This is a genomic window from Laceyella tengchongensis (genome assembly GCF_900182735.1).
Classification (GTDB): Bacteria; Bacillota; Bacilli; order Thermoactinomycetales; family Thermoactinomycetaceae; genus Laceyella; species Laceyella tengchongensis.
Genome location: NZ_FXTU01000005.1, coordinates 87,819 through 111,927 on the forward strand (window position 1 = coordinate 87,819; position 24,109 = coordinate 111,927).

Annotated in this window: 20 protein-coding genes; 17 read left to right on the forward strand and 3 right to left on the reverse strand. The window is 52.7% G+C overall.

Features of this window, described 5'->3' with window-relative positions:
* Window positions 1–149: 149 nt before the first annotated feature.
* The 12 genes from speE (at window position 150) to kamE (ending at window position 15,059) form a co-directional block, all read left to right on the forward strand.
* Window positions 150–989: a polyamine aminopropyltransferase gene (gene speE, locus QQZ12_RS11365; protein WP_102993936.1), complete on the forward strand. Its 840-nt coding sequence runs from the start codon at window positions 150–152 to the stop codon at window positions 987–989.
* A 3-nt stretch (window positions 990–992) separates the two neighbouring features.
* Window positions 993–1,865 (forward strand): agmatinase, encoded by an 873-nt coding sequence (gene speB, locus QQZ12_RS11370; protein WP_102993688.1) that lies wholly within the window; start codon window positions 993–995, stop codon window positions 1,863–1,865.
* Between the two features lie 132 nt (window positions 1,866–1,997).
* A complete protein-coding gene (locus QQZ12_RS11375; protein ID WP_223248127.1) occupies window positions 1,998–2,414 on the forward strand; it encodes a YwiB family protein in 417 nt (138 codons plus the stop codon).
* A gap of 1 nt (window position 2,415) precedes the next feature.
* The gene (argS, locus tag QQZ12_RS11380) at window positions 2,416–4,086 is read left to right on the forward strand and encodes an arginine--tRNA ligase (RefSeq protein ID WP_102993686.1); all 1,671 of its coding nucleotides are present in this window, start codon (window positions 2,416–2,418) and stop codon (window positions 4,084–4,086) included.
* 271 nt (window positions 4,087–4,357) lie between these two features.
* On the forward strand, window positions 4,358–5,827 hold the full coding sequence (locus tag QQZ12_RS11385; protein WP_102993685.1) for a protein kinase domain-containing protein: 1,470 nt from the start codon (window positions 4,358–4,360) through the stop codon (window positions 5,825–5,827).
* Between the two features lie 136 nt (window positions 5,828–5,963).
* Window positions 5,964–7,379 (forward strand): sigma-54 interaction domain-containing protein, encoded by a 1,416-nt coding sequence (locus QQZ12_RS11390; RefSeq protein ID WP_321195623.1) that lies wholly within the window; start codon window positions 5,964–5,966, stop codon window positions 7,377–7,379.
* Between the two features lie 309 nt (window positions 7,380–7,688).
* Window positions 7,689–8,738: an L-erythro-3,5-diaminohexanoate dehydrogenase gene (kdd, locus tag QQZ12_RS11395; protein WP_102993684.1), complete on the forward strand. Its 1,050-nt coding sequence runs from the start codon at window positions 7,689–7,691 to the stop codon at window positions 8,736–8,738.
* Window positions 8,739–8,801: 63 nt separating this feature from the next.
* On the forward strand, window positions 8,802–10,073 hold the full coding sequence (kamA, locus tag QQZ12_RS11400; protein ID WP_102993683.1) for a lysine 2,3-aminomutase: 1,272 nt from the start codon (window positions 8,802–8,804) through the stop codon (window positions 10,071–10,073).
* Window positions 10,074–10,094: 21 nt separating this feature from the next.
* Window positions 10,095–11,120, forward strand: a complete 1,026-nt coding sequence (gene kamB, locus QQZ12_RS11405; protein ID WP_102993682.1) for a lysine 5,6-aminomutase reactivase subunit KamB — start codon at window positions 10,095–10,097, stop codon at window positions 11,118–11,120.
* Window positions 11,104–12,747 carry a lysine 5,6-aminomutase reactivase ATPase KamC gene (gene kamC, locus QQZ12_RS11410; RefSeq protein ID WP_189318929.1) on the forward strand — a complete coding sequence of 548 codons (1,644 nt, stop codon included), beginning with the start codon at window positions 11,104–11,106 and terminating at the stop codon, window positions 12,745–12,747. Before kamB ends, kamC begins: the two co-directional genes overlap by 17 nt.
* Window positions 12,716–14,320: a lysine 5,6-aminomutase subunit alpha gene (gene kamD, locus QQZ12_RS11415; protein ID WP_102993680.1), complete on the forward strand. Its 1,605-nt coding sequence runs from the start codon at window positions 12,716–12,718 to the stop codon at window positions 14,318–14,320. The genes kamC and kamD overlap by 32 nt, the downstream gene beginning before the upstream one ends.
* On the forward strand, window positions 14,295–15,059 hold the full coding sequence (gene kamE / locus QQZ12_RS11420; protein WP_102993679.1) for a lysine 5,6-aminomutase subunit beta: 765 nt from the start codon (window positions 14,295–14,297) through the stop codon (window positions 15,057–15,059). The genes kamD and kamE overlap by 26 nt, the downstream gene beginning before the upstream one ends.
* 54 nt (window positions 15,060–15,113) lie before the next feature.
* Here kamE and QQZ12_RS11425 read toward each other — a convergent pair whose 3' ends face one another.
* From QQZ12_RS11425 to QQZ12_RS11435, 3 genes are read right to left on the reverse strand one after another with little or no spacing between them, the layout of a single operon-like run.
* On the reverse strand, window positions 15,114–15,470 hold the full coding sequence (locus QQZ12_RS11425; RefSeq protein ID WP_102993678.1) for a hypothetical protein: 357 nt from the start codon (window positions 15,468–15,470) through the stop codon (window positions 15,114–15,116).
* Window positions 15,471–15,494: 24 nt separating this feature from the next.
* On the reverse strand, window positions 15,495–15,779 hold the full coding sequence (locus tag QQZ12_RS11430; RefSeq protein ID WP_102993677.1) for a hypothetical protein: 285 nt from the start codon (window positions 15,777–15,779) through the stop codon (window positions 15,495–15,497).
* On the reverse strand, window positions 15,776–16,570 hold the full coding sequence (locus tag QQZ12_RS11435) for a ParM/StbA family protein (RefSeq protein ID WP_102993676.1): 795 nt from the start codon (window positions 16,568–16,570) through the stop codon (window positions 15,776–15,778). Before QQZ12_RS11435 ends, QQZ12_RS11430 begins: the two co-directional genes overlap by 4 nt.
* A 635-nt stretch (window positions 16,571–17,205) precedes the next feature.
* On the opposite strand from QQZ12_RS11435, the gene QQZ12_RS11440 reads away from it, so the two are divergent.
* The 5 genes from QQZ12_RS11440 (at window position 17,206) to QQZ12_RS11460 (ending at window position 24,100) form a co-directional block, all read left to right on the forward strand.
* Entirely contained in the window at window positions 17,206–19,284 is a 2,079-nt protein-coding gene (locus QQZ12_RS11440) for a (Fe-S)-binding protein (RefSeq protein WP_102993675.1), read from the forward strand.
* A gap of 279 nt (window positions 19,285–19,563) precedes the next feature.
* A complete protein-coding gene (locus QQZ12_RS11445) occupies window positions 19,564–20,745 on the forward strand; it encodes an acetyl-CoA C-acetyltransferase (RefSeq protein ID WP_022737341.1) in 1,182 nt (393 codons plus the stop codon).
* 16 nt (window positions 20,746–20,761) lie between these two features.
* On the forward strand, window positions 20,762–21,616 hold the full coding sequence (locus tag QQZ12_RS11450) for a 3-hydroxybutyryl-CoA dehydrogenase (protein WP_102993674.1): 855 nt from the start codon (window positions 20,762–20,764) through the stop codon (window positions 21,614–21,616).
* Window positions 21,617–21,644: 28 nt separating this feature from the next.
* Window positions 21,645–22,787, forward strand: a complete 1,143-nt coding sequence (locus QQZ12_RS11455) for an acyl-CoA dehydrogenase (protein ID WP_284724458.1) — start codon at window positions 21,645–21,647, stop codon at window positions 22,785–22,787.
* A gap of 173 nt (window positions 22,788–22,960) precedes the next feature.
* Window positions 22,961–24,100, forward strand: a complete 1,140-nt coding sequence (locus QQZ12_RS11460) for an acyl-CoA dehydrogenase (protein WP_102993672.1) — start codon at window positions 22,961–22,963, stop codon at window positions 24,098–24,100.
* Window positions 24,101–24,109: the final 9 nt, after the last annotated feature.

Here is a 24,109-nt window from a genome sequence, read left to right on the forward strand (position 1 = left end):
TTATGCGAAGGTCGCAGGAAGAATATACCTGAGAAAAAGGTTGGTCTTATGGTTGATGAAAATGATTGTAACTGATTCGTCCATGCATTATTCTTAGTAAGTTAGAGTTGTACATAGGAAAGGAGTAATCAATTATGGAAATGAGAGAAATGGATCTCTGGTACACAGAAAAACAAACGAAGAACCATGGAATCACGACGAAAATCAATAAGACGTTATATCACGATAAATCAGAGTTCCAAACGTTAGATGTGATTGAAACGGCCGAGTTTGGAAACATGTTGGTGCTGGACGGCATGGTCATGACCACCGACCGCGATGAGTTTGTCTACCATGAAATGATCACCCACGTTGCGATGAATACCCATCCCAATCCTAAGCGCGTGCTTGTGGTCGGCGGAGGAGACGGGGGTGCCATTCGGGAAATCCTGCGCTACCCGAGTGTCGAGCAGGCTGTGTTGGCAGAAATCGACGGCAAAGTGATTGAAGCGTCCAAACAATTTTTCCCCAAGATCGCCGGTGGGTTGGACGATCCGCGTGTCGATATCCAAGTTGCTGATGGTATCCAGCATGTGCGGGACAACAAAGGGAAATACGATGTGATCTTGGTTGATTCGACGGAGCCGGTTGGACCTGCGGTGGGATTGTTCCAAAAGCCTTTCTATGAGGAAATTTATGAAGCGCTGAAAGAAGACGGAATCATGGTCGCGCAGACGGAATCACCTTGGTTCAACCGGGATCTCATCCGCCAGGTTTTCCGCGACATTTCCAATACCTTCCCGATCACCCGCCTGTATACGGCGAGCATTCCAACCTACCCTAGCGGATTGTGGAGCTTCACGATCGGATCGAAAAAATATGATCCTCTGGCAGTGGACGAGGCCAAGCTACATCGATTCGACACCCGCTATTATCGTCCAGAACTGCATAAAGCGCTGTTCTCGCTGCCGGCGTTCGTCTTGGAATTGCTCCAGCCAGAGGGGGAATAATGGATGAGATTCGATGAGAAATACTCAGGTAATGTTTTCATTGGTGCGAGCGATAACTTGGAGCAGGCGCAAGCCGTGTTGTACGGTATGCCCATGGACTGGACCGTTAGTTTCCGTCCCGGATCGCGGTTTGGTCCGGCGCGGATTCGAGAGTCTTCCTTGGTACATGAAGAATACAGCCACTATTTGGAACGGGAACTGACCGAGATCGTTTATTACGACGCTGGGGATATTCCGTTGGCTTTTGGCAATCCGGAGAAAAGCTTGCGGCAAATCGGGGATTTCGTCCGCCAAGTCTTGGACAAGAAGAAAATGCCGATCGGGATGGGCGGAGAGCATTTGGTCACTTGGCCGGTGGTGCAGGAAGTGTATAAAGATTACCCTGATTTGGCGGTGATCCATATTGACGCCCACGCCGATTTGCGTACGGATTATGAGGGGGAACCGTATTCCCACGCCACGCCTTTGCGCAAAATCGCCGAATTGATCGGTGGGCAAAATGTGTATCAGTTTGGGATTCGATCCATGACCAAAGATGAAGTGGCTTATGTCAAGGAAGCGGGCATTCACTTTTATCCATTCGATGTGCTTGCGCCGCTGGAAAAATGTTTGCCGTCCTTGGCTGGCCGTCCCGTCTACGTGACCATCGATATCGACGCGCTCGATCCGGCTCATGCGCCGGGCACGGGAACGCCGGAGCCTGGCGGCATCACTTCCAAAGAGATGTTGGCAGCGATTCATGCCATCGCCCGTTCGGAAGTGAATGTGGTCGGCGCCGATTTGGTCGAAGTGGCACCGGCGTATGACCACAGTGAACAAACCCCTGTGGTAGCGGCAAAGCTGATTCGGGAAATGCTGCTCGGGTTTGTCAAATAGACCGCATTGACTCAAATTCTTCCCTCCCACGCACAGGGCAGGGAAGCTTTTTTATTCGGCTGGCAAAAAAGTCCCGACCAGTGTTAAGATACAAGTATTAAAAAATTGGGGGAGGCTGGCGCTTTGATCCCAGTGAAAATCCACATCCAATCGGTCATACAGCAAGAAGCGGGACAAGAGCCGGAAGTGATCGAACAAGACTTGGTCGGCAAGTTTGAGGCCAAGGCGAACGGAGAATGGACACTTAAGTACAAAGAACATGAGGGAACCGTCGAAGAAGTGTTCACCTCTGTCCGATCACATCAAGACCATGTCACCATCTCACGGCAAGGGCCTGTATCATACAGACAGACATATTGGCCGGGCAAAAAAGTGGAGAGCATCGTACACACCCCGGCAGGCAAGACCGAAATGGAAGTGAAAACCCTGTCCTACCGACGCGGTTGCGCGGAGACGGGGGGAGAGATTGCGTTTTCATTTGAATTGACGATGGGCACGCAAGAGTTGGGCAAATACCAATTGAGTTTGAAGTGGATGGAGGACGAGTGAAATGAATCCGCTTGAACAGATGAAGGAAACATTGAAACAAGAGATCAGGCAAGCAGTCATCCGCACCGGGCTGGTGGCGGAAGAGAGCGTGCCAGAGGTTGCGTTGGAAGTGCCAAAGGAAAAAGCACACGGAGACTTCGCTACCAACATTGCGATGCAATTAACCCGCATCGCCCGCAAAAACCCGCGCGAGATCGCGGCACAAATCGTGGCCGAGCTTGATCGCGGTGCCGGCAACATCCGCGATGTGCAAATAGCTGGCCCCGGCTTTATCAACTTTTTTATGGACCGTTCCTTCTTGGTGCGCGTGTTGGAAGAGATCAAGCAAAAAGGAACGGCTTACGGCCATTCCAACACCGGGCGGGGAGAGAAGGTAAATGTGGAGTTTTGTAGCGCCAACCCGACCGGCCATCTGCATTTGGGGCATGCCCGCGGTTCCGCAGTGGGCGATGCCCTCAGCAACATCTTGGAAGCCGCCGGTTACGACGTAACCAGGGAATATTACATCAATGATGCCGGTAACCAGATGAATATGCTGGGCCTTTCGTTGGAAGCACGGGTTTTGGAGGCGTTGGGCCAAGATGCGGTTTTCCCTGAAGACGGTTACCGCGGTCAGGAGATTATCGACATCGCTGCAGAGTTGGTTCGGGAGGAAGGGGACCGACTCTTACATATGGAGCGAGAAGAGCGTTTGGCTTACGTGAAAGAAGTGGGCAAGCAGAAGCTGTTGGCCAAGATCAAAGCCGACTTGGAGAAATACCGGGTTAAATTTGATGTTTGGTTCAGCGAATTGTCCTTGTACGAAGCGGACGCAATTGAGCAAACGATTGCTGAGCTGAAAGAAAAAGGGTACACCTATGAGTCGGATGGGGCGTTGTGGCTCCGCTCGACAGCATTTGGCGATGATAAAGACCGCGTCTTGATTAAACAGGATGGGTCATTCACCTACCTCACACCGGACATCGCCTATCACCGTGACAAGTTAAAGCGCGGCCATGACCGATTGATCAACATCTGGGGAGCCGATCACCATGGCTATATACCGCGGATGAAAGCGGCGCTCAACTCCTTGGGGCATGACGCAGATCAGTTGGAAGTGGTTATCACCCAGATGGTGAAGCTTTATCAAGGCGGCGAACTGGTTAAGATGTCGAAGCGCACGGGTAAAGCGGTGACCATGGAAGAATTGATGGACGAAGTAGGCGTGGATGCAGCTCGTTACTTTTTTGTGATGAGAAGCCCAGATGCGCACCTTGATTTTGATATGGATTTGGCAGTGTCACAGTCTAATGCCAATCCCGTGTATTATGTGCAATATGCGTCGGCCCGGATTGCCAGCGTATTCCGCCTGGCCGAGGAGAAAGGGATGGCGCCTTCCTGGGATGCGAACGTGTTGGCGCGCCTCACCTTGGAGCAGGAATTGGATCTGATTCAGAAGCTGGGCGAGTTTGCGGAAGAAGTAGCCGTCAGCGCCCAACAGTTGGCGCCACACCGGGTTGTGCGGTATCTGTATGATTTGGCGACCTTATTCCACAGCTATTACAACGAACATCGCGTGATCACCGATGATGCGGAATTGTCTCAGGCGCGGCTGGCTCTGTTTGCGGGTGTGCGCCAAGTTTTGCGAAACGGGTTGTCCCTGATCGGCGTGTCGGCGCCGGAGCGGATGTGAGCGACTCATCCAACCCCCATCATTCCCATCTGGGAGTGGTGGGGGATTTTCTTTTGAGCAAAAACTGATATGATGATGACGGGCACCTTTTTCCCTCTCTATCATTTTCGAAAAAATGTAACATCCATTAGGAGATTCTAGATTGATAATAGAAGTGCAGGAAAGATTGTTAGTAGATGGGAAACCAAAGGAAAAAGCAATTGATTAAACAGCAAACCTGACAGTGGTTACGCTGAGAACATGAACGTAATGAACACAAGGAGAATGTCCGATGGAAGGAACAGTGCTGGCTGGAAGGTACCAGGTTCTTGAGCGCATCGGTGGCGGCGGCATGGCTGTCGTCTACAAAGGGAGAGACTCGCTGTTGGACCGGTACGTGGCGATCAAGGTGATGAACCAATCTTTCAGCCATGATCAAGATGCAGTTCGCCGATTTATTCGTGAGGCAAAAGCAGCGGCAAGCATGTCACACGCCAATATCGTCAATGTGTACGATGTAGGGCGTGAGGATTCGATATATTTTATGGTTATGGAGTATGTCAAAGGCCCCACCTTGATGGATATGATCAAGAAAAAAGGCCGATTTGGGGCGGAGGAAACGATTGAAATCGCCATCCAAATTTGTGAAGGAATTCACCATGCCCACCTAAAGGGAATTATTCACCGCGACATCAAGCCCCATAATATCTTGGTGGCGCCGGGCAACCAGTATAAAGTGACCGACTTTGGCATCTCTTATTTTCCCCGGGTGTCAGCGATTACGCAGACGGGGTATGTCATGGGATCGGTTCATTATTTTTCTCCGGAACAGGCGTCAGGAACCAAAGTGAGCGCCGCCTCCGACTTATATTCGCTCGGTGTGGTTTTGTATGAAATGCTGACGGGACGAGTGCCGTTTAATGGCGGGAATTCTGTCTCCATCGCATTGAAGCATATCCATGATCCTGTGCCTGATCTCAAATCGCTTAACAGTGAGATTCCAGAGCAATTGGTGGAGGTGATTCACAGAGCGTTGGCCAAAGACCCCGAACAGCGCTATCAATCGGCACGGCAGATGAAAGAGGCGCTGGAGGAGGTATTGGCGTCGATCCGGCAAGTGGATGCCTATGTGGAAACGTATGACATCCGTCCGAGAAGGACAACCACGCGCAATCGGGGCAAACGTTGGTGGGCGGTCGCTGGCTTGGCGGCGGTGTCATTGGTGTTCATCGGGTTTCAATTGGGCAACTTGGAAGGGAATTCCGCACCTCTTCCCGATCCGGCCAAGCAGCAGGCGGAAAACCCGAAACAAGGTAGTGGTTCATTGCCTGACAACACCAAAAGGAATTATAAATGGTGGAAAGAAATACCCAAAGAGTCTCGTAAGCAAAGCGAATATTTCCGTGATGTGAAAGTGACTGGGAAAGACGGCAATTATATTGTGTCATTAAAAGTGAATAATGAATTAGACAGTGAGTTTCATTATGATATTTTTGTGGTTGACCAAACCAATTCTCGCTTAGTGGACCCGGGTGTGTATGTCCGGTTCAAGAAAACGCCAAACGAAAAATGGTCCGATGTTCGTTTTCCTGTGCGTTTTCCCGCAGCCTGGTTGCAGACGACGATCAATGGGATTGTCAAAATCGAAATGTACCAATCCAAATGGGTGAATGGCAAGAAAAAGCGCATCGGCGAGGCGGAAGCGGTGTTAGAATTAAAAGGGGAACTCCCCGAATTTATGCGAAAAGATGCCCAAGATTGAGGCATCTTTTCTTTTTTTATAGAATTGGGGTGTTTCTGGACAAATAATAGAGTCCTTCGTTAGAATGGATATGATGAATTTTTGTCAACGAGTGACCATTTTTCGGCAGTCGGATCGGAAGCGGAGGAAAGGAGAGTTGTCTCATTTGATGATTACCCCCGGGATGAAGCAGGACATGATTGTCGAATTTCTCGAATGTTTGGACGAAGGGGTCCATATCGTCAATGCGGAGGGTAGCACCATTTACTACAACAAAGTCGCATCGCAACTCGATGGCATGCCTGCGGATGAAGTCATCGGCATGCATGTGTTGGAAGCGTTTCCATCCTTGACCCATAAGAGTAGCACCTTGTTGAGTGTGCTAAAAACGGGGCAAGCGCTGGAAGAGAGGGAGCAAACGTTCATGAACCGCAAAGGTAAGCGGGTGACAACCATCAATCGCACGATTCCGCTTAGATCCAAAGGGAAAGTGGTCGGGGCAGCAGAGATATCCAAAGACCTGACCCGCATGAAAGAATTGTCGGATCAAGTGCTTCATTTGCAGGAGCGCATACGGCATCCGCGGGGGTCACGCGAGCAGGAGGTTAAACGTTTTTACTCCTTTGATGACATTGTGACCCAGAACCCGTTGATGCTCAAAGAGATTGAGCGTGCCCGACGGGCCGCCCGCACGCATTCTCCCGTCTTGGTAATCGGGGAGACGGGTACGGGTAAGGAGTTGTTTGTGCAGGCGATTCACCGTGATTCGTCGCGGCGCGATCAACCGTTTATCGTTCAGAATTGCGCTGCTATTCCTGCTTCTCTGTTGGAGGGCATCCTGTTTGGCACGGCGCGCGGTGCTTTCACCGGAGCGGAAGACCGTCCTGGCTTGGTAGAGCTGGCGGACGGAGGTACCCTCTTTTTGGATGAAATCCATGCAATGCCGATTGATTTGCAGGCCAAATTGTTGCGGGTGTTGGAGGATGGCCAAGTGCGGCGCGTGGGCGGAACCGAGTTGCGTTCGTTTGATGTCCGGGTGATTGTGGCCACCAACGAGGACCCTTTGTTAAGCATTAAGGAAGGGCGGTTGCGCCGGGATCTTTATTACCGGATTCATGTGGTGGGGATCCATCTCCCTCCCTTGCGCGAACGGCCGGAAGACATCACTTGCTTAACCCACTATTTCTTCAGAAAGTTAAAAGGGCAGTGGCATTCGCCGGTGAAGCGCATCGCCGATGAAGTGATGGAAGCGTTTGTCCGATATGATTGGCCAGGCAATGTGCGGGAGCTGGAGCATACAGTGGAAGGGGCTTTGAATCTGGCGTTGGAAGAGGAGTTACAGCTTGTGCATCTCCCCCGTCATTTCCAGGCGATTGAACCGACCCAGGTGATTCGGATGAAAGGGAGTGGAGGTTGCCTGCGCGAAATGTTGTGGGACGTGGAGGCGCGGTTGATTCGTGAGGCCATGGAGGAAGCTGGCGGCAATGTATTGCAAGCGGCCAAACGGTTGGGCATTCCACGCCAGACGCTACAGTACAAATTGAAAAAGCTAAATGAAAGGAAACGCGGCTGACTTCTTTATAGCGGTCACGAACTAGATGTGTCTGGTGCATAGACCAGCGACTTCAAAACCGTTTCCTATTCGCTTCACGTGTGACGAGGCGCTCATTTGGAAAAGGTTTTTCCGTTGCATCTCCCTACTTGATTTGCCAGATACGCCCTGGATGGGCTGCCCGTTATTTCTTGTGTTACAAGCTGACTGCCCATATTTGGGCAGTTTTTTTGTGGGGAGACGGAAAGAAGCGTGGAAATATGGGCTCCGCCGCAGTGGCATGAAAATTGCATGATATGAGAATGGAAACCGGCGGAAGGGGGAGAAGGTTTGCGAAAAGCGGGTCACCACTATGGTTTGCACCGGGTATTGGAACCGGCGGGTGTGTTGCCTCAACCGGCTTGGAAGTTGGATGCCACACCTGAGATTTGGGAAAATGAACTGCTGATTGACGTAGAGCGGTTAAATATCGATTCGGCTTCATTTCAACAGTTGAAAACCGAGGCAGAGGGCGATCCAGAACGGATCAAACGGCGCATTGTTGAAATCGTGAAAGAGCGGGGAAAGATGCACAACCCCGTCACCGGTTCGGGTGGAATGTTGATCGGTATGGTGGTGGAAGTGGGTTCGGCGTTTCCTGACCAAACGCTTGCCCCGGGCGCCAAAATCGCCTCGTTGGTTTCTTTGACGCTGACTCCGTTATGGTTGGAAGATGTGAGAGAGCTATCACTGGATACAGGGCAATTGGAAGTGGATGGAAAAGCAGTGTTGTTTGCCAGCGCTCCCTATGCTGTGTTGCCGTCCGACATGCCTGAGCCGGTCGCTTTGGCCGCGCTTGATGTATGTGGCGCACCGGCGCAGACTGCTCGTTTGGTTCAACCGACCGATACGGTGGTGATCATGGGAGCGGGCGGAAAGTCGGGCTTGTTGTCCTTGTACCAAGCTTGGAAAAAGGCGGGGCAACAGGGATGTGTGATTGCCTTGGAGGCAAACCCTGAAGCGTGCCGCCGCATCGAATCGATGGGATTGGCCCATCATGTCGCATGTTTGGATGCGACAGACCCCTTGCAAGTGCTGGAGACGGTATCCACGCTTACCCGGGGCCGGTTGGCCGATGTGACCATCAATTGCGTCAATGTGCCCCGCTCGGAGTTACCGGCGATCTTGGCGACGCAAGAAGGCGGCGTGGTGGTGTTTTTCAGCATGGCCGTTCAGTTCACGACGGCGGCCTTAGGAGCCGAAGGAGTGGGAAAAGACGTACAGATGATGATCGGCAATGGATATGTTCCGGGACATGCCGCCTTGGCGTTGGAGAGCCTAAGGGAATGTCCGGCGCTTTATGATTGGTTTTGCCAACGGTTTTCTTCGCAGATAGGGTGATCGCTTGTCAGATTGCGGGTGTGACGCGAGGGAGAACGGACAAATGAAAGGGGATGGAAGCAGATGCGTGATTGGCGCGAGATTGAACTGTGGAAAGATGTGACGGAAGAACAGTGGAACGATTGGCTATGGCAATTGACCCACACGATTCGCAATTATGATGACCTGAGCAAAGTGATCAATCTGACGCCGGAAGAAATCCAGGGAGTTGACATCTCTAAAGAGACGATTCCGCTCAATATCACTCCCTATTACGCCTTGCTCATGGACCCAGACGACCCCAAAGATCCGATTCGGATGCAATCGGTGCCGATTTCTTCCGAGTTGTATCGCACATCGTACGACATGGCCGATCCGTTGTTGGAAGACACGGATTCCCCAGTGAAAGGGCTGACCCATCGCTACCCTGACCGCGTTCTCTTCTTGATCACCAACCAATGCTCCATGTATTGCCGTTATTGTACGCGCCGCCGCTTTTCGGGCCAAATCGGGATGGGCGTCCCCAAAAAGCAGATGGACGCTTGTATCGAATACATCCGCAATACGCCGACTGTCCGCGATGTGCTACTCTCCGGAGGGGACGGCTTGTTGGTCAATGACCGGATCTTGGAATATCTGCTGAAAAACCTGCGGGAGATCCCCCATGTGGAAATCATCCGGATCGGCACGCGGGCACCGGTTGTGTTTCCGCAACGCATCACGAAAGAGTTGTGTGCCATTTTGAAGAAATACCATCCGGTCTGGCTCAACACGCATTTCAACCACCCCAAGGAGTTGACGCCAGAAGCGCGCCGGGCTTGTGAGATGTTGGCCGACGCGGGTGTGCCGGTCGGGAATCAAGCTGTCATTCTGGCCGGAATCAATGATTGCCCCCATGTGATGAAAAAACTGATGCATGAATTGGTTAAGACGCGCGTAAGGCCTTATTACATCTATCAATGTGACCTTTCAGAAGGGATTGGCCATTTCCGGGCCCCCGTGTCCAAAGGGCTGGAGATCATCGAGTATTTGCGCGGCCACACTTCGGGATACGCCATTCCTACGTTTGTGGTGGACGCACCAGGAGGCGGCGGCAAAATACCGCTCAGTCCCAACTACATCATCGCGCAGACGCCGTCTAAAACCGTATTGCGCAACTTTGAAGGGGTCATCACCAGTTATCCGGAGCCAGAGGATTACTATCCGCACGACTCAGAGAATTGCGAGTATTGCCAGCAGGCCGGGGATCAATTGGGTGTAGCCGCGCTGTTGAGCGACCAGCGAATCAACTTGGAGCCCAAACAATTGACCCGCGAGCTACGGCGGAAACAGGGGGAAGCGCTGGAAAAAAGATGAGCAAGAGGGCAGTGGTGGTGGGTGAAAGAGAAAACATGTGAGAGCACCGCGATTGTCGGTGTGGCGAAAAACGCGGGGAAAACCACGGTTCTAAGCGCCTTTATGGAACAGTGGTCCCTGTGTGGCCCGCTGGGTGTGTGCAGCATCGGCATTGACGGGGAGGAACGGGATGCGTGGAGCGGAAGGCCAAAGCCGCAGCTGAAGGTTCCTGAAGGGGTCTGGGTGGCGACGACGGGTGCGATCATTGATCAAAAGCCCGGTCATTTTGCGATTTGGGAAGGGACCGGGATTACGACCACGTTGGGAGAGGTGTGGATCGCGCAAACAACGCGGCCAACCCAAGTGAAGCTGGCTGGCGTCCATACGCGGGAAGAGGCGCACCGGGTAATCGACGGCTTGCAGCGAGCCGGAGTACGAAGGGTTGTGGTGGACGGCGCTTATGACCGGCGCATGGTAGCTAGCCCTTGGGTCACCGACTCCGTGATTTTGGTGGTGGGCGCCAGCCTGGGCGCGTCGATGAGCGCATTGGTGTCTAAGACAGCAGAGTGGTTGCGCCTCTTTTCATTGCCCGTCTGTCCAGAACCCGATCGTGAGGCGCTTACGCCCCTGCTGGTTCACCGTGGGGTGTATCGCAAGCGGGAAGGTACATGGCAATCTTGCACGGCATCGACCTTGATGGAGCAGGAAGCCCTGACCTCCGAAATCCTAGAGGGGGAGGCGGTGGCACTGTCGGGTGCATTGACAGATCGCATGTTGCGCCACATGATGCAGCAAGGGTGCTACCCGCGACTGATTGTATCTGATTGGACTCGCATCTTCGCTGATCCCGTTCTTTTGCGGCGTTATTTAGAGCGGGGCGGACGCATTGAAACGGTGCGGTCAGCGGTGTTGCGAGGGGTGGCGGTCAATCCTGTGTCGCCGGAAGGCTATGTGTTTCCGCCGCAGGAGCTGAAGGCGCGTGTGGCCGAGCTGTGCAAGCCGGTGCCGGTCTTTGATGTATGGCGTGATCCCTTGGAGGAAGGAGGGGATCGTGATCCATTGGGATGAAACGACATGGGCGGAGTTGGATGTGGCGTATTGTTGGAACTTGTGGCAGCCTCTCACGCCGATGGGTAAGCGGGCCAAACGGCGGGTGCGTCCTTTTCGTCCGGGTGAAGAGCGCGAGTGGGAACAAGTGCTTCGTGAACAGGATGAAATCAACTTGTGGCTAGCGGCCCATCCCCGTTGCCAAGCACTGGTCTCGCATTGCTTGAAGAAGATGCCGGACATCGAAGGGCAACTGGACAAATTGGGTGCGGATGAGGTGTTGGGGCTGACTGATTGGTTCCACATGAAACAATTTTTGTGGCAATTCGGCCAACTACACCACCTCATGCGGGAGCATCGGTGTACAGTCGTTTCCCTGATGCCGGAGGAAGATGTTCCGCTTGTGGAACAGTGCTTGGCGCGACTCAATCCGGGTACTAATCGGACAGCCGCTTTTTGGATTGATGATGCGTATGATGATGATTTGCGCCGCTTGCGGCAACAATGGTGCCGTATGGAAATCAAGGAGCGAGAGCGTGTGGAACAATGCAAGCGGGAGATCGAGGAAGCGTATGGTATCCGCCGGAACCGTTTGGGAACTTGGACGGTTCCGCGCCACACGCCTTTAGAAGAAGCGTTGCGCCAGGACCGGCGGGTCGTGTGCGAGGCAGAAACGGCATATGATGTCACGTTTCGCTTGCCAGAAGTCGCTGATCAAGAGATGGCGAGGTTGCAAGAGCAAGTGGAAGCGCGGGAACAGGCGGTATGCGTCCAGTTGACCGAAGAATTTAGGCGCGTGTATCCCCGTTTGCGGTACTGGATGCAACAGGTGACGCACTTCGATTTGCAATGGTCCCGCTATCATGCTGGACAGAAGTGGGCCGGTGTGCGACCGGAGTGGGATGGAGACCGGGTTCTCCTTGAGGGAGCCATCCATCCGGGCATCGCGCAAGACGTGGCCGCGGAAGGGAGAAGCGTGACGCCGATTGATCTGGAAGTGGGCCGTGGTGTCACGGTAATCACTGGCCCCAACATGGGAGGCAAGACCGTCGCCTTAAAAACGGTAGGGCTGATTGCCGTCTTAGCTCATTATGGATTGTTTGTGCCCGCCACCGCTTGCCGGCTGCCCTTGATGCACTGGATTGCGAGCACGCTGGGCGACGGGCAGTCCACAAAGCAAGGCTTAAGCCGCTTTGGGGCGGAAGTGGTGCGTTTGACAGAGTGGCTGAACCAACCGGGAGAGGGATTGCTTTTGTTGGATGAGATCGGCAGGGGAACCAATCCGCGGGAAGGAGCGGCCTTAGCGCAAGCGATCACAAGCCGGTTGAGCGAAGGGAATGATTGGGCCGTGCATGTGACGCATTATCATGAGGTGAATCAGTTGCCCGGCATCCGCCGTTACCGAGTGGCCGGCTTGTCATGGCCGGATTTAGAACGAGAAGGTCTGGGGAGTGAAGGGGCGTGGCGGGAGCGGTTGCACCGCCATATGGATTATCGACTCATTCCGGTGCAACGGGAGGAAGCGCTTGATGCCGACGCTCTCCGCTTGGCCCTGCTCTTAGGGTTGCCGGAAGAGATTGTGGCGGATGCGGAACGACGATTGGGGAGTGGGGAAGATGAAGGGAAAACTGCGGCTGAATCAGGCTGATATCGATCGGGCCCGGGAAGCGGCACGAGTGATTGCAGCAGATGTGGATCAGTACATCTCCACCCGCACCACAGTAGCGGTGGAGCGGACTGTGCTGCGGTTGTTGGGGATTGACGGCATTGACCATGAGGGCGTGCCGCTCCCCAATGTGATCGTCGAACAATTGCTGACAGAAGGGAAGATCTCTTCCGGGGCGGCGTTTTGGGTGATTCAGGCGATGTTGGCGTATCGTCTCTCAGCGCAGGAAGTGGCGGAGAAAGTGGCACGGGGGGAACTCCATTTGTTGCAAGTGCCCCCTCTCCCACGCGAGGAGATTCAGCGTGAAGGGGAGCGATTGGCCCGTGAGGCACTGGACTTGATTCAAGCGCGGCGGCGGGAACGGGAAGAGTGGATTGAGCGCATCGGCGAAGGGCGGCAACCTTATCTCTATGTTATCGTTGCCACCGGAGACATTTATGAAGATGTGGTGCAGGCCCGAACGGCGGCGCGGCAAGGGGCCGATATTATCGCCGTGATCCGGAGCACAGGGCAAAGCTTGTTGGATTATGTGCCTTATGGGGCAACCCGTGAGGGGTTTGGCGGAACGTTTGCCACGCAGGAGAATTTTCGGATCATGCGGCGGGCGCTGGATGAAGTAGGTGAGGAAGTGGGACGGTATATTCGGCTGTGCAACTATTGTTCTGGGTTGTGCATGCCGGAGATCGCGGCGATGGGAGCGCTTGAGCGGTTGGATGTGATGCTGAACGATGCGCTGTACGGCATTCTTTTCCGTGACATCAACATGCAACGAACCCTGATCGATCAAGCGTTTTCCCGCATGATCAACAGCTATGCCGGGATTATCATCAATACTGGGGAAGACAATTATTTGACCACGGCAGACGCGGTTGAAGCGGCCCATACAGTGATAGCCTCCCAATTCATCAATGAACAGCTAGCTCTCTTGTCCGGACTGCCACCTGAGCAGATGGGATTGGGGCATGCATTTGAGATGAACCCCGACTTGGAGGACGGTTTGTTGCTGGAGATCGCCCAAGCGCAATTGGCGCGCGAGCTCTTCCCCGACGCCCCACTTAAATACATGCCGCCAACCAAGCACATGACCGGTAACATTTTCAAAGGGCACGTACAGGATGCTTTGTTTAATCTGGTGAGCATCCTGACGGGGCAAGGCATCCAATTATTGGGGATGATGACGGAAGCGATGCACACCCCGCACATGCATGACCGCCAATTGGCATTGGAGAGCGCGCAATACATTTTCAACAATGGGCGTCGTCTGGGTGAAGAGCTGTTGTTCCGTCCAGGGGGACGGATTGAGCAGCGGGCGACCGAGGTGCTGAAGCAGGCGGGGGACTTGCTTCAGCAAGTGTGCGAAAGCGGGTTGTTCACGGCTTTGGAGCAGGGCGTGTTCGCCGATGTGAAAAGGTCGCGGTTCGGCGGCAAGGGTTTGCGCGGCGTGGTGGAAAAAGAAATCGATTATTACAATCCGTTGGAGGAGGAACTCCGCAGAAGATTGGGATTGCCGGAGCGGGAGGGAAACGGGAATGAGTGTGGACTTTACCAGAGTTAAACCTTATGGGGACACCATGAATGACGGGGTGATTCAACTCAGTTTCACGCTGCCCGTTCCGGCGGGAGAAGAAGCTCGGGAAGCGGCGCGGCAATTGGTCGCCAAGATGGCAATCGATGAACCGCAAGTGTATCACATGAAAGACTTGGGTGAAGGGTACACCTATTTCATTGTTTATGGCAAATGCCAGGTGGATGTCGATTACAGTCGGATTCAAGTGCCCAAGGTGACAAGTAAAGTGATGGACTTTTATGAGATCAACCAGTTTATCCGCGAGCAAATTGGGCGCAAACTGGTGGTCATCGGCGCTTGCACAGGCACCGACGCCCATACCGTGGGCATCGATGCGATCATGAATATGAAAGGGTACAACGGGGAGTATGGCTTGGAACGGTATCCTGAAATCGAGGCATACAATTTAGGGAGCCAGGTAGAGAATGAGGAATTGATCAGCAAAGCGTTGGAATTGCAGGCGGATGTGTTGCTGGTCTCGCAAGTGGTCACCCAAAAAGGGGTGCATGTGACCAACTTGACAGAACTGGTGGAATTGCTGGAAGCGGAAGGATTGCGGGAGCGTTTTGTTTTGATCTGTGGCGGTCCGCGCATTCATCATGAATTGGCGTTAGAGTTGGGGTTTGATGCTGGATTTGGGCCAGGAACCTTGGCACCGCATGTGGCTTCCTACTTTGTGCAGGAGATTGCGCGGAGGGAGCGGGCGCGCATGGACTCCCAGCGTTGATAAAAAACGGTTTTCTCCACTGCGCATGGAGAAAACCGTTTTGCAATGTTTGGATCAAAATGGAAAAAGCCGATCTTCTGGCCGTACCTTCGTCCCTTGGTCCATGTTTTTAACGCGGATGAGGTAATAAGATTGGAATCCTCCTTGCGCAATGGGAGTGATTTCAACCAGATCTTTGTAGGCCAGGTGTTCGATGATAATCGCTGTCTGAGAATAAGCGTAATCCAATATTTTTGATAAGCGGTAATGGGAAGTGATGAGGCTTCCCGGTTCCAAGGTGACGCCAAACGTGGTGTCTTTTGTCGGTTCGGTCGCGGCCAAGCGGCACAATTCATAGTACACAAAGCGCTCCTTGGGGGTTAATTTCTCCGCTACATCATAAGGCACGCTAAAGGAATACGGTTTATTCACTGCATTTCACTCCTGAAGTTGGTATCAAAAATCAAAGGGCATGCCGCTCGCCTTGATTTGTTGAAAGGAAGAGGAACGTTCCGCTTTTGGGGTAGGAAGGGGGTTGTTGCTACCGCCAGCCTGCAACAACGGAGAAGCGGAGAGTTCATCTGCTTTCAGCTGTCCCATGCAGTAGGCGAATAGCAGATTCTTCACCAACCCCGAAAAGTTGATGTCCTTGCGGTCAATAAATCTCAACAACTCCAGTTCCACCGCGTCTTCGGTGTTAAACGAGACTTGCCGCCGTTCCCGCTTCTTGTATCCGCTCATTCACCAAGGGTCTCCTTTCCTAACGCGTAGTACCCTATCGCATTGGCAAACTGCGGATCTTCAAATGTGGTGGAATAGATGAAGCCCACGCGTTTGAAGGGTTCCAGCAGATCTTGCGCTTTGCCGCCGATTAATTCGACCACGTCGGTCGGCTCCCACATGCCTCCCAGATGACCCACCAGCATGGCCGCCATCTCTTCGGGATCGGCTTCCCGCACATTGTCCCAGCCTTTGGGGATCGTTCCGCTCTCCCGGTCGATGAAAATCCCGTCTTTAAACGTTGCGTAATTGGTCGTACGGGCTCCGGGGTCTACGATCCGCACCGTCCCCATCCGGCGGTGGATCCAATAGGCGGCTCCTCCCTCAATCGTAATCGCCGCTTTTTTAATGTTGATCTTGCGGTATGTACCATTCAGGATCACTTCATGCTCTCCCTCTAGCTTGGCCCGCAACCTTGCTCGTTCGTCATCTCTGTACATATTGATCGGCACACCGGTAACCAGCTTAACGTCTCCTAGTGCTCCTGCTTGGAACAAAGCCGTCAAAATCAACAGGACGGTCTCTATGTTCACTTTGCTTTCCGTCATCATCTGACGAGTGAACGAACCCTCCCGTTCAGCCAATTGTCCAATAAAATAATCCTTTCCTTGATATCGGATCTCCATATCATCCTCTAGTGTCTGGATAAAGTTGCGCTGCCTTGCTTTTGACACTTTGGAAGGAAATGTGAACCTGCGGGTTCCCACAATTGTTTTCACATATGCGCGTCCAGCATCTACCGCCACTAACATTTTCTGGGCCACCTTTCTGGGTTGTGTTGACGACAGTCAGGACAACTGTCTTTAAAATATCCTTCTTGTGTACTATTGTACGGACTATCGTCTTCAATCTGAGAAGTGTTGTGCACCATAGTCATGACTATTGTCAGCAATGGGGCGGATGATCAGGACTGTCGTCCTGACTATAGTCATATTATAAGAGAAATAGTAGGGTTTGCGCGTGAAATAATTTGTGAACGACATGCATTATCCTTTTTGTCCAAAATATGAACAAGAATAGGCAGTGAAAGTTACCTTCGTTTTCAATTTGTTCACAAATAAAGGTGAGCCCTTGGAATCATTGGCTTATCACTTGGGCGTAAGAAGCTCGCGAAGGGAGAAAATAGGAAAATGGGTGAATAGAAAGTGGATATAAAGTGAACAAAAAGTGAAAATCCTGTCTTTCAGGCATTGTCACATATTTGACAAGCAAGCTATACTCATATCACAACAATCGCATCAAAATTCCCGTAAGGAAATATTTTCTCTATATAAAAAATACAATGACAAATGAATGAATAACCACTCATTTTATGTTAGAATGTTAGCGAAATAGTATGAAAGCGAATTCAATCATTCATAAAGATGATGTGGAAGGGGAGAAGACAATGTCGCTGTTTGAAGTGGTCAATCTGGTTTTGTTCATCGCCGTTGCGGGTTATGCTTTTTATCTCTTCGGCAGTGTGGTTTATCGGCGGTATATGTACGTACGCTTGGGGAAGCCCGCTGACTTTTCCATGGATGTCAAAAAAGCGCTCGACGAAGTGTGGATCAATGTCTTTGGACAGAAGAAGTTGTTGAAAGATGCCAAAAGCGGCATCATGCACGTGGTGATGTTTTATGGATTCATTGTGATCCAATTTGGGGCGATTGATCTCTTCATCAAAGGATTGGTACCTGGCAAACATCTTCCCGTGCCCGCCTATCCGGTGTTCACCTTGATCCAGGAAATCACTACCTTCCTCGTATTGCTGGCGACGCTATACGCTTACTACCGGCGTTACATTGAGAAATTGCCGCGGTTGAAGCGCGGATTGAAATCCGGCTTAGTCATTATTTTTCTGACGAGCTTGATGGCTTCCATCCTCTTGTCGGCTGCCTTTGAGAAAGTTTGGTTAGGGCACGGTTCGTCATGGGACACGCCGATTTCTTCCGTGTTAGCTAGCCCATTTCTCGGTTGGATGAGTGCAGACGCTGGCCAAGTGCTGTTTTATGTATTCTGGTGGATGCATGCTTTGGTCTTGTTTTCCTTTTTGGTTTATGTGCCCCAGTCAAAACACTTTCATTTGCTGGTCGCTCCGCTCAACGTCTTCCTCAAGCGGCAACAACCACCAGCGAAGTTGTCTTTGATCGATTTTGAAGATGAAAGTGTTGAAGAGTACGGCGTAGGAAAGATTGAAGATTTCAATCAGAAGCAATTGATTGATTTGTATGCCTGCGTAGAATGCGGGCGCTGTACCAATGTCTGCCCCGCAGCAGGAACAGGGAAGCTGTTGTCTCCGATGGATTTGATGGTTAAGATGCGTGACCACTTGACCATGAAAGGGGCGGCGATCACCTCCAAAACGCCGTGGGTGCCCAACTTCGCCTTCGCAGAGGCAAACCAAGCTTCGTTGCGGTTGGCAGGCCAGGGTGAGTATCCGGTCAGCTTGATCGGCGATGTCATCACAGAAAAGGAGCTGTGGGCTTGTACCACCTGCCGCAACTGTGAGGATGCCTGCCCGGTGATGAATGAACACGTAGACAAAATTATCGATATGCGTCGCTACTTGGTGATGACTGAAGGGAAGATGAACGCCGAAGCTTCCCGGACGTTCTCCAATATCGAGCGTCAAGGCAACCCTTGGGGCATCAACCGCAAGGATCGCGACAAATGGACGGCAGACGCAGAAGTGAAAGTGCCCACGGTCAAAGAAGAAAAAGATTTCGAATACCTCTTCTTCGTCGGTTCGATGGGGTCGTTTGACAACCGTAGCCAGAAAATCAGCCGGGCGTTGGTGAAGGTGTTGCATCACGCAGGCGTCAAGTTCGCTATTTTGGGCAACAAAGAGAAAAACTCCGGGGACACGGCCAGACGGATGGGCAATGAGTTCTTGTTCCAACAATTGGCCGCTGATAACATCGCTTTGTTTGAGAAGCATCAAGTGAAGAAGATTATTACCATCGACCCTCATGCTTACAACACGTTTAAAAACGAGTATCCTGATTTGGGCTTGACGGCGGAAGTGTACCATCACACGGAAGTGTTGGCTGATTTGATCAAAGAAGGGCGCATCAAGCCGACCAAAGAGGTGAAAGAACGGATCACCTACCATGATTCCTGTTATTTGGGCCGTTACAACGGCGTGTTCAGCGCGCCTCGCTACATCCTGAGCCAGATTCCGGGCGTGGAAGTGGTCGAGATGGAACGCAACCGCGAAAACGGTATGTGTTGCGGCGCCGGTGGCGGGATGATGTGGATGGAAGAAACAGAAGGGGTACGGGTGAACGTCGCGCGCACGGAACAAGCGTTGCAAGTGAACCCGACGGTGATCGGCAGTGCTTGTCCTTACTGTCTCACCATGCTGTCGGATGGTACGAAGGCCAAAGAAGTGGAAGATCAAGTGAAAACGATGGATGTGGCTGAAATCTTGGCCTTGTCGCTGGAGTTTGATTCAGAAGCTGAGGTGGCGGACGGGGTTCACTAAGGAAGACAAAGGCTCGTTTGGAGTATCAAGTTAGACACGCTTTAGAAAAGGCTGTCGGGATCAAACCGACAGCCTTTTTGATGTGCAAAACTGCAGAGGGAAAGAGCGCGCAACTTAGCGGCAAACAGAATTAAATATGTTATTTGAATAGAAGAATTCGATTAACTATTGTTAAAACAGAATGGTTGAGGTAATCTGAAAATGAAGGCGTTTTCATTGTGCCGGAGTGCCGAACGAACGCTCGATAGAATGAAAATCAACCTATGGGGGGTGCCGATCATGGCAGAAACCGTGATTTTAGGAGGGGCGCGTACGCCGTTTGGCAAGTTTGGCGGAGCATTGCAAGGAGTGACCGCGGCGGAGTTGGGCGGCGTTGCCATCAGAGGTGCGTTGACAAAGGCGGGGATTCCTGATGAAGCGGTGGAAGAAGTGATCATGGGCATGGTTTTACAAGGGGGAGCGGGACAGATCCCTTCCCGGCAAGCGGCGCGCCATGCGGGTTTGTCTTGGGAAGTGGGTACGGAGACGATCAACAAAGTCTGTGCTTCCGGCTTGCGTAGTGTCACACTTGGCGACCAAATCATCCGAGCGGGGGACGCGGATGTGATCGTCGCTGGTGGGATGGAGAGCATGAGCCAAGCCCCGTACATGCTGAAGGGCGCGCGGTTTGGTGAGCGCATGGGTCATGGGGAGCTGACGGATTTGATGATCCATGACGGGCTGTGGTGCGCCTTTCACGGTGTGCATATGATCGTGCACGGAAGTCGGACGGCGAAGGAACAAGAGGTATCTCGCGAAGAACAAGACGCTTGGGCACTGCGGAGCCACCAAAAAGCGCAAGCTGCTGTCGAAGCGGGATGGTTTGCGGAAGAGATCGTGCCGGTGACTGTGAAGGCGAAACGGCAAGAAGTGGTGGTGGATCAGGATGAATCGATCCGGCCTGACACCAGCTTGGAGAAACTGTCCAAATTGAAGCCGGTGTACGACACCAACGGAACCATCACAGCGGGGAACGCGCCGGGAGTGAATGATGGGGCGGCCGCACTTGTCGTCGCTTCAGCCAAACGGGCGGCTGAGCTTGGAGTCCAACCGCTGGCTACGATCGTGGGGCATGCTGCTGTTGCCATGGAAGCCAAAGACTTCCCCATCACCCCCGCTTACGCCGTGAAAAAATTGCTCAAAAAACATGGCTTGACCGCGGATCAGATCGATTTGTACGAGATCAATGAGGCGTTTGCTGCCGTCGCTTTGGCCAACATGAAGTTGTTGGGAGTCAGCGAGGAGAAGGTGAATGTGAATGGCGGCGCGGTTGCTTTGGGACATCCGGTGGGAGCGAGCGGAGCCCGGATTCTGTTGACGTTGATCCACGAATTAAAGCGTCGCGGCGGCGGTTTAGGCGTAGCGGCTATTTGCAGTGGGGCTGCGCAAGGGGATGCCATTTTGGTAAGAGTGGATGGATAGAAAGGAGCGAGTGGAGATGGAATTGCAACGCGTAAGTGTGATCGGCGCTGGCCAGATGGGAGGCGGTATCGCCCAAGTGGCTGCGCAAGCCGGATATCAAGTGGTTTTGCTTGATACGACAGAAGAACGTGTGCAAGCCGGTTTGGAACGGATCGGAAGCTTGTTGTCGCGCAGTGTGGAGAAGGGCAAACTGTCGGCGGAGGAGCGGGAAGCCATTTTGGGACGGATCACGCTCACCACAGATCTGGCTGTGGCAGGTCAGGATGCCGACTTGGTCATTGAGGCCGTGGTGGAAAAAATGGAGGTGAAAGCCGAGATCTTCACGCGCTTGGATGAGTACTGTCCGAGTCATACGATTTTGGCTAGTAACACCTCGTCCCTACCTATCACAGAGATTGCCGCGGCCACCCGTCGCCCGGAGCAAGTGATCGGTATGCACTTTATGAACCCCGTGCCAGTGATGAAGTTGGTAGAAGTGATTCGCGGATTGGCCACGAGTGAGGAGACATTCCAAGCGGTGATGGCGGCAGCGGAACGGATGGGCAAGACGCCTGTGGAAGTGAACGATTATCCTGGTTTTGTGTCCAACCGCATCTTGATGCCCATGATCAATGAAGCGATTTTCGCCGTCTATGAAGGCGTGGCTACGCCAGAAGCGATCGACCAAGTGATGAAATTGGGCATGAATCATCCCATGGGGCCGTTGACGTTGGCCGATTTCATCGGCTTGGATACCTGCTTGTACATCATGGAAACGCTTTATGAAGGGTTTGGCGACAGCAAGTACCGCCCCTGCCCGTTGCTCAGAAAATATGTGAAGGCGGGTTGGCTGGGCCGCAAGAGCGGTCGGGGCTTTTATTCATACAGCTAAGGCGAGGCAACAGGAGGAGTGGAGAGGGATGCACTTTCTGTTAACAGAAGAACAAGAAATGATGCGCAGAATGGTGCGTGATTTTGCGGAGAAAGAGATTACTCCTTATTTGGAGTCCATGGATGAAGGAGATCAGTTTCCGCGGGAAGTGATCCGGCTCATGGGCGAGGTTGGGCTGATGGGCATCCCCATCCCCGAAGCTTATGGTGGGGCGGGAGCTGACTTTTTGTCTTACATTTTGGCTTTGGAGGAAATATCCAAGGTCAGCGCTACAGTTGGCGTCATTTTGGCTGTGCATACATCTGTGGGAACGATGCCGATATTGAAATACGGCACGGAAGAACAAAAGCAAACCTATGTCCCTCGGATGGCCCGGGGGGAGTACTTGGGGGCGTTTGCGCTAACCGAACCACAGGCCGGATCGGATGCCGCGCGCATTCACACGCAAGCTCGCCGCGTTGGGGATCGGTATGTGCTGTCGGGGAATAAGGTGTTCATCACCAATGCGGGTGAAGCGGATGTGTATGTGGTGTTCGCGGTGACCGACCCCGATAAGGGAACCAAAGGCATCTCGGCGTTTATCGTGGAGAAGGACACCCCAGGCCTCACCATCGGGAAAAAAGAGAAGAAGATGGGGATGGGCGGGTCCAATACCAGCGCCTTGATTTTTGAAGAGATGGAAGTACCAGTTACTCAGCGGTTGGGTGCAGAGGGGCAAGGCTATGAAGTGGCGCTGTCCAATTTGGCTGGCGGACGGATCGGCATCGCTGCCCAAGCGCTGGGAATTGCGACAGCGGCATATCAAGCAGCGCTTCAGTACGCCAAGGAGCGCAAGCAGTTCGGCAACACGATCAGCCGCCTGCAAGCCATTCAGTTTAAGCTGGCCGACATGGCTACTGAGATTGAGGCTGCTCGCTTGCTCACTTACCGCGCGGCCGTGTTGCGAGAAGAAGGGGCCAACTGCAAGAAAGAAGCGTCGATGGCTAAAATGTTTGCCTCAGATGTGGCCATGCGCGTGACCACAGAGGCGGTGCAAGTGTTTGGTGGATACGGGTATACGCGGGAATATCCAGTGGAGCGGCTGTTCCGTGACGCGAAGGTGACACAAATCTATGAAGGGGCCAATGAGATTCAGCGGCTTGTCATTGCCAATGAAGTGTTTTCGTCCTGATAGGATTGTAGAAATCCTTGCTTATGGATATGGATATTGGATCAACTAGGAAGGAATTTAGGAGAGCTATCACATGTGGCATCCACCATCCGGGCGTGTCCAAACAGGTTGTGGCCTCTTTCACATAGTTTTTTTGCGGACGCGCCTTATAACAGAGATCAGGAGGGCAAAACATGCAGTTTCGATTGTCAGAAGAGCATGAAATGATGCGCAAAATGGTGCGTGAATTCGCTTTGCAAGAAGTGGCGCCGAGTGCCGGAGAGCGGGATGAGGAAGAGCGGTTTGACCGGTCCATTTTTGACAAGATGGGTGAGTTGGGCTTGACCGGGATTCCGTTTCCAGAGCAGTGGGGCGGCGCGGGGGCTGATTATCTCAGCTATGTGATAGCCGTGGAAGAATTGTCCCGCGTGTGTGGATCAATCGGTGTGACATTGTCGGCACACATCTCCCTAGCAAGCTGGCCCATCTACAAGTTTGGCACTGACGAACAGAAAGAGCGTTTTTTGAAACCGCTTGCTAAAGGAAGCAAATTGGGCGCGTACGGGTTGACCGAGCCTGGCTCCGGCTCTGACGCCGCCGGGATGAAAACGACAGCGGTACGCGACGGGGATGACTATATCCTCAACGGAAACAAGATTTTCATCACCAATGGCGGAGAAGCGGAAATCTATGTCGTGTTTGCGGTGACTGATCCGACCAAGAAGCACAAAGGCATCACTGCTTTCATCGTAGAGAAGGGCACGCCTGGGTTTTCCATCGGCAAAAAAGAGAAAAAGCTGGGTATCCGGTCATCACCGACCACGGAAATCATTTTTGAAGATTGCCGCATTCCGGCCAGCCAGCGGTTGGGGGAAGAGGGGCAAGGTTTCAAAATCGCCATGATGACGCTGGACGGTGGGCGTAACGGCATCGCTGCTCAAGCGCTAGGTATCGCCCAAGGCGCCTTTGACGCGGCCCGTGATTACGCCAAAGAGCGCAAGCAATTCGGGCAGCCGCTGAGCAAACTGCAAGCCATCCAATTCAAGCTGGCGGATATGGCCACACAGATTGAAGCGGCGCGTTTGCTGACGTATCAAGCGGCTTGGTGTGAGTCCGAGGGACTTCCTTATGGAAAGGCTTCAGCCATGGCTAAATTGTATGCGGGGGATATCGCGATGCAAGTGACCACCGAAGCAGTGCAAATCTTCGGCGGATATGGGTACACCAGGGAGTATCCGGTCGAGCGGATGATGCGCGACGCCAAGATCACGCAAATCTATGAAGGAACCAACGAAATCCAACGTGTCGTCATAGCCAATTATTTATTGAAATAAGCGGGAGGA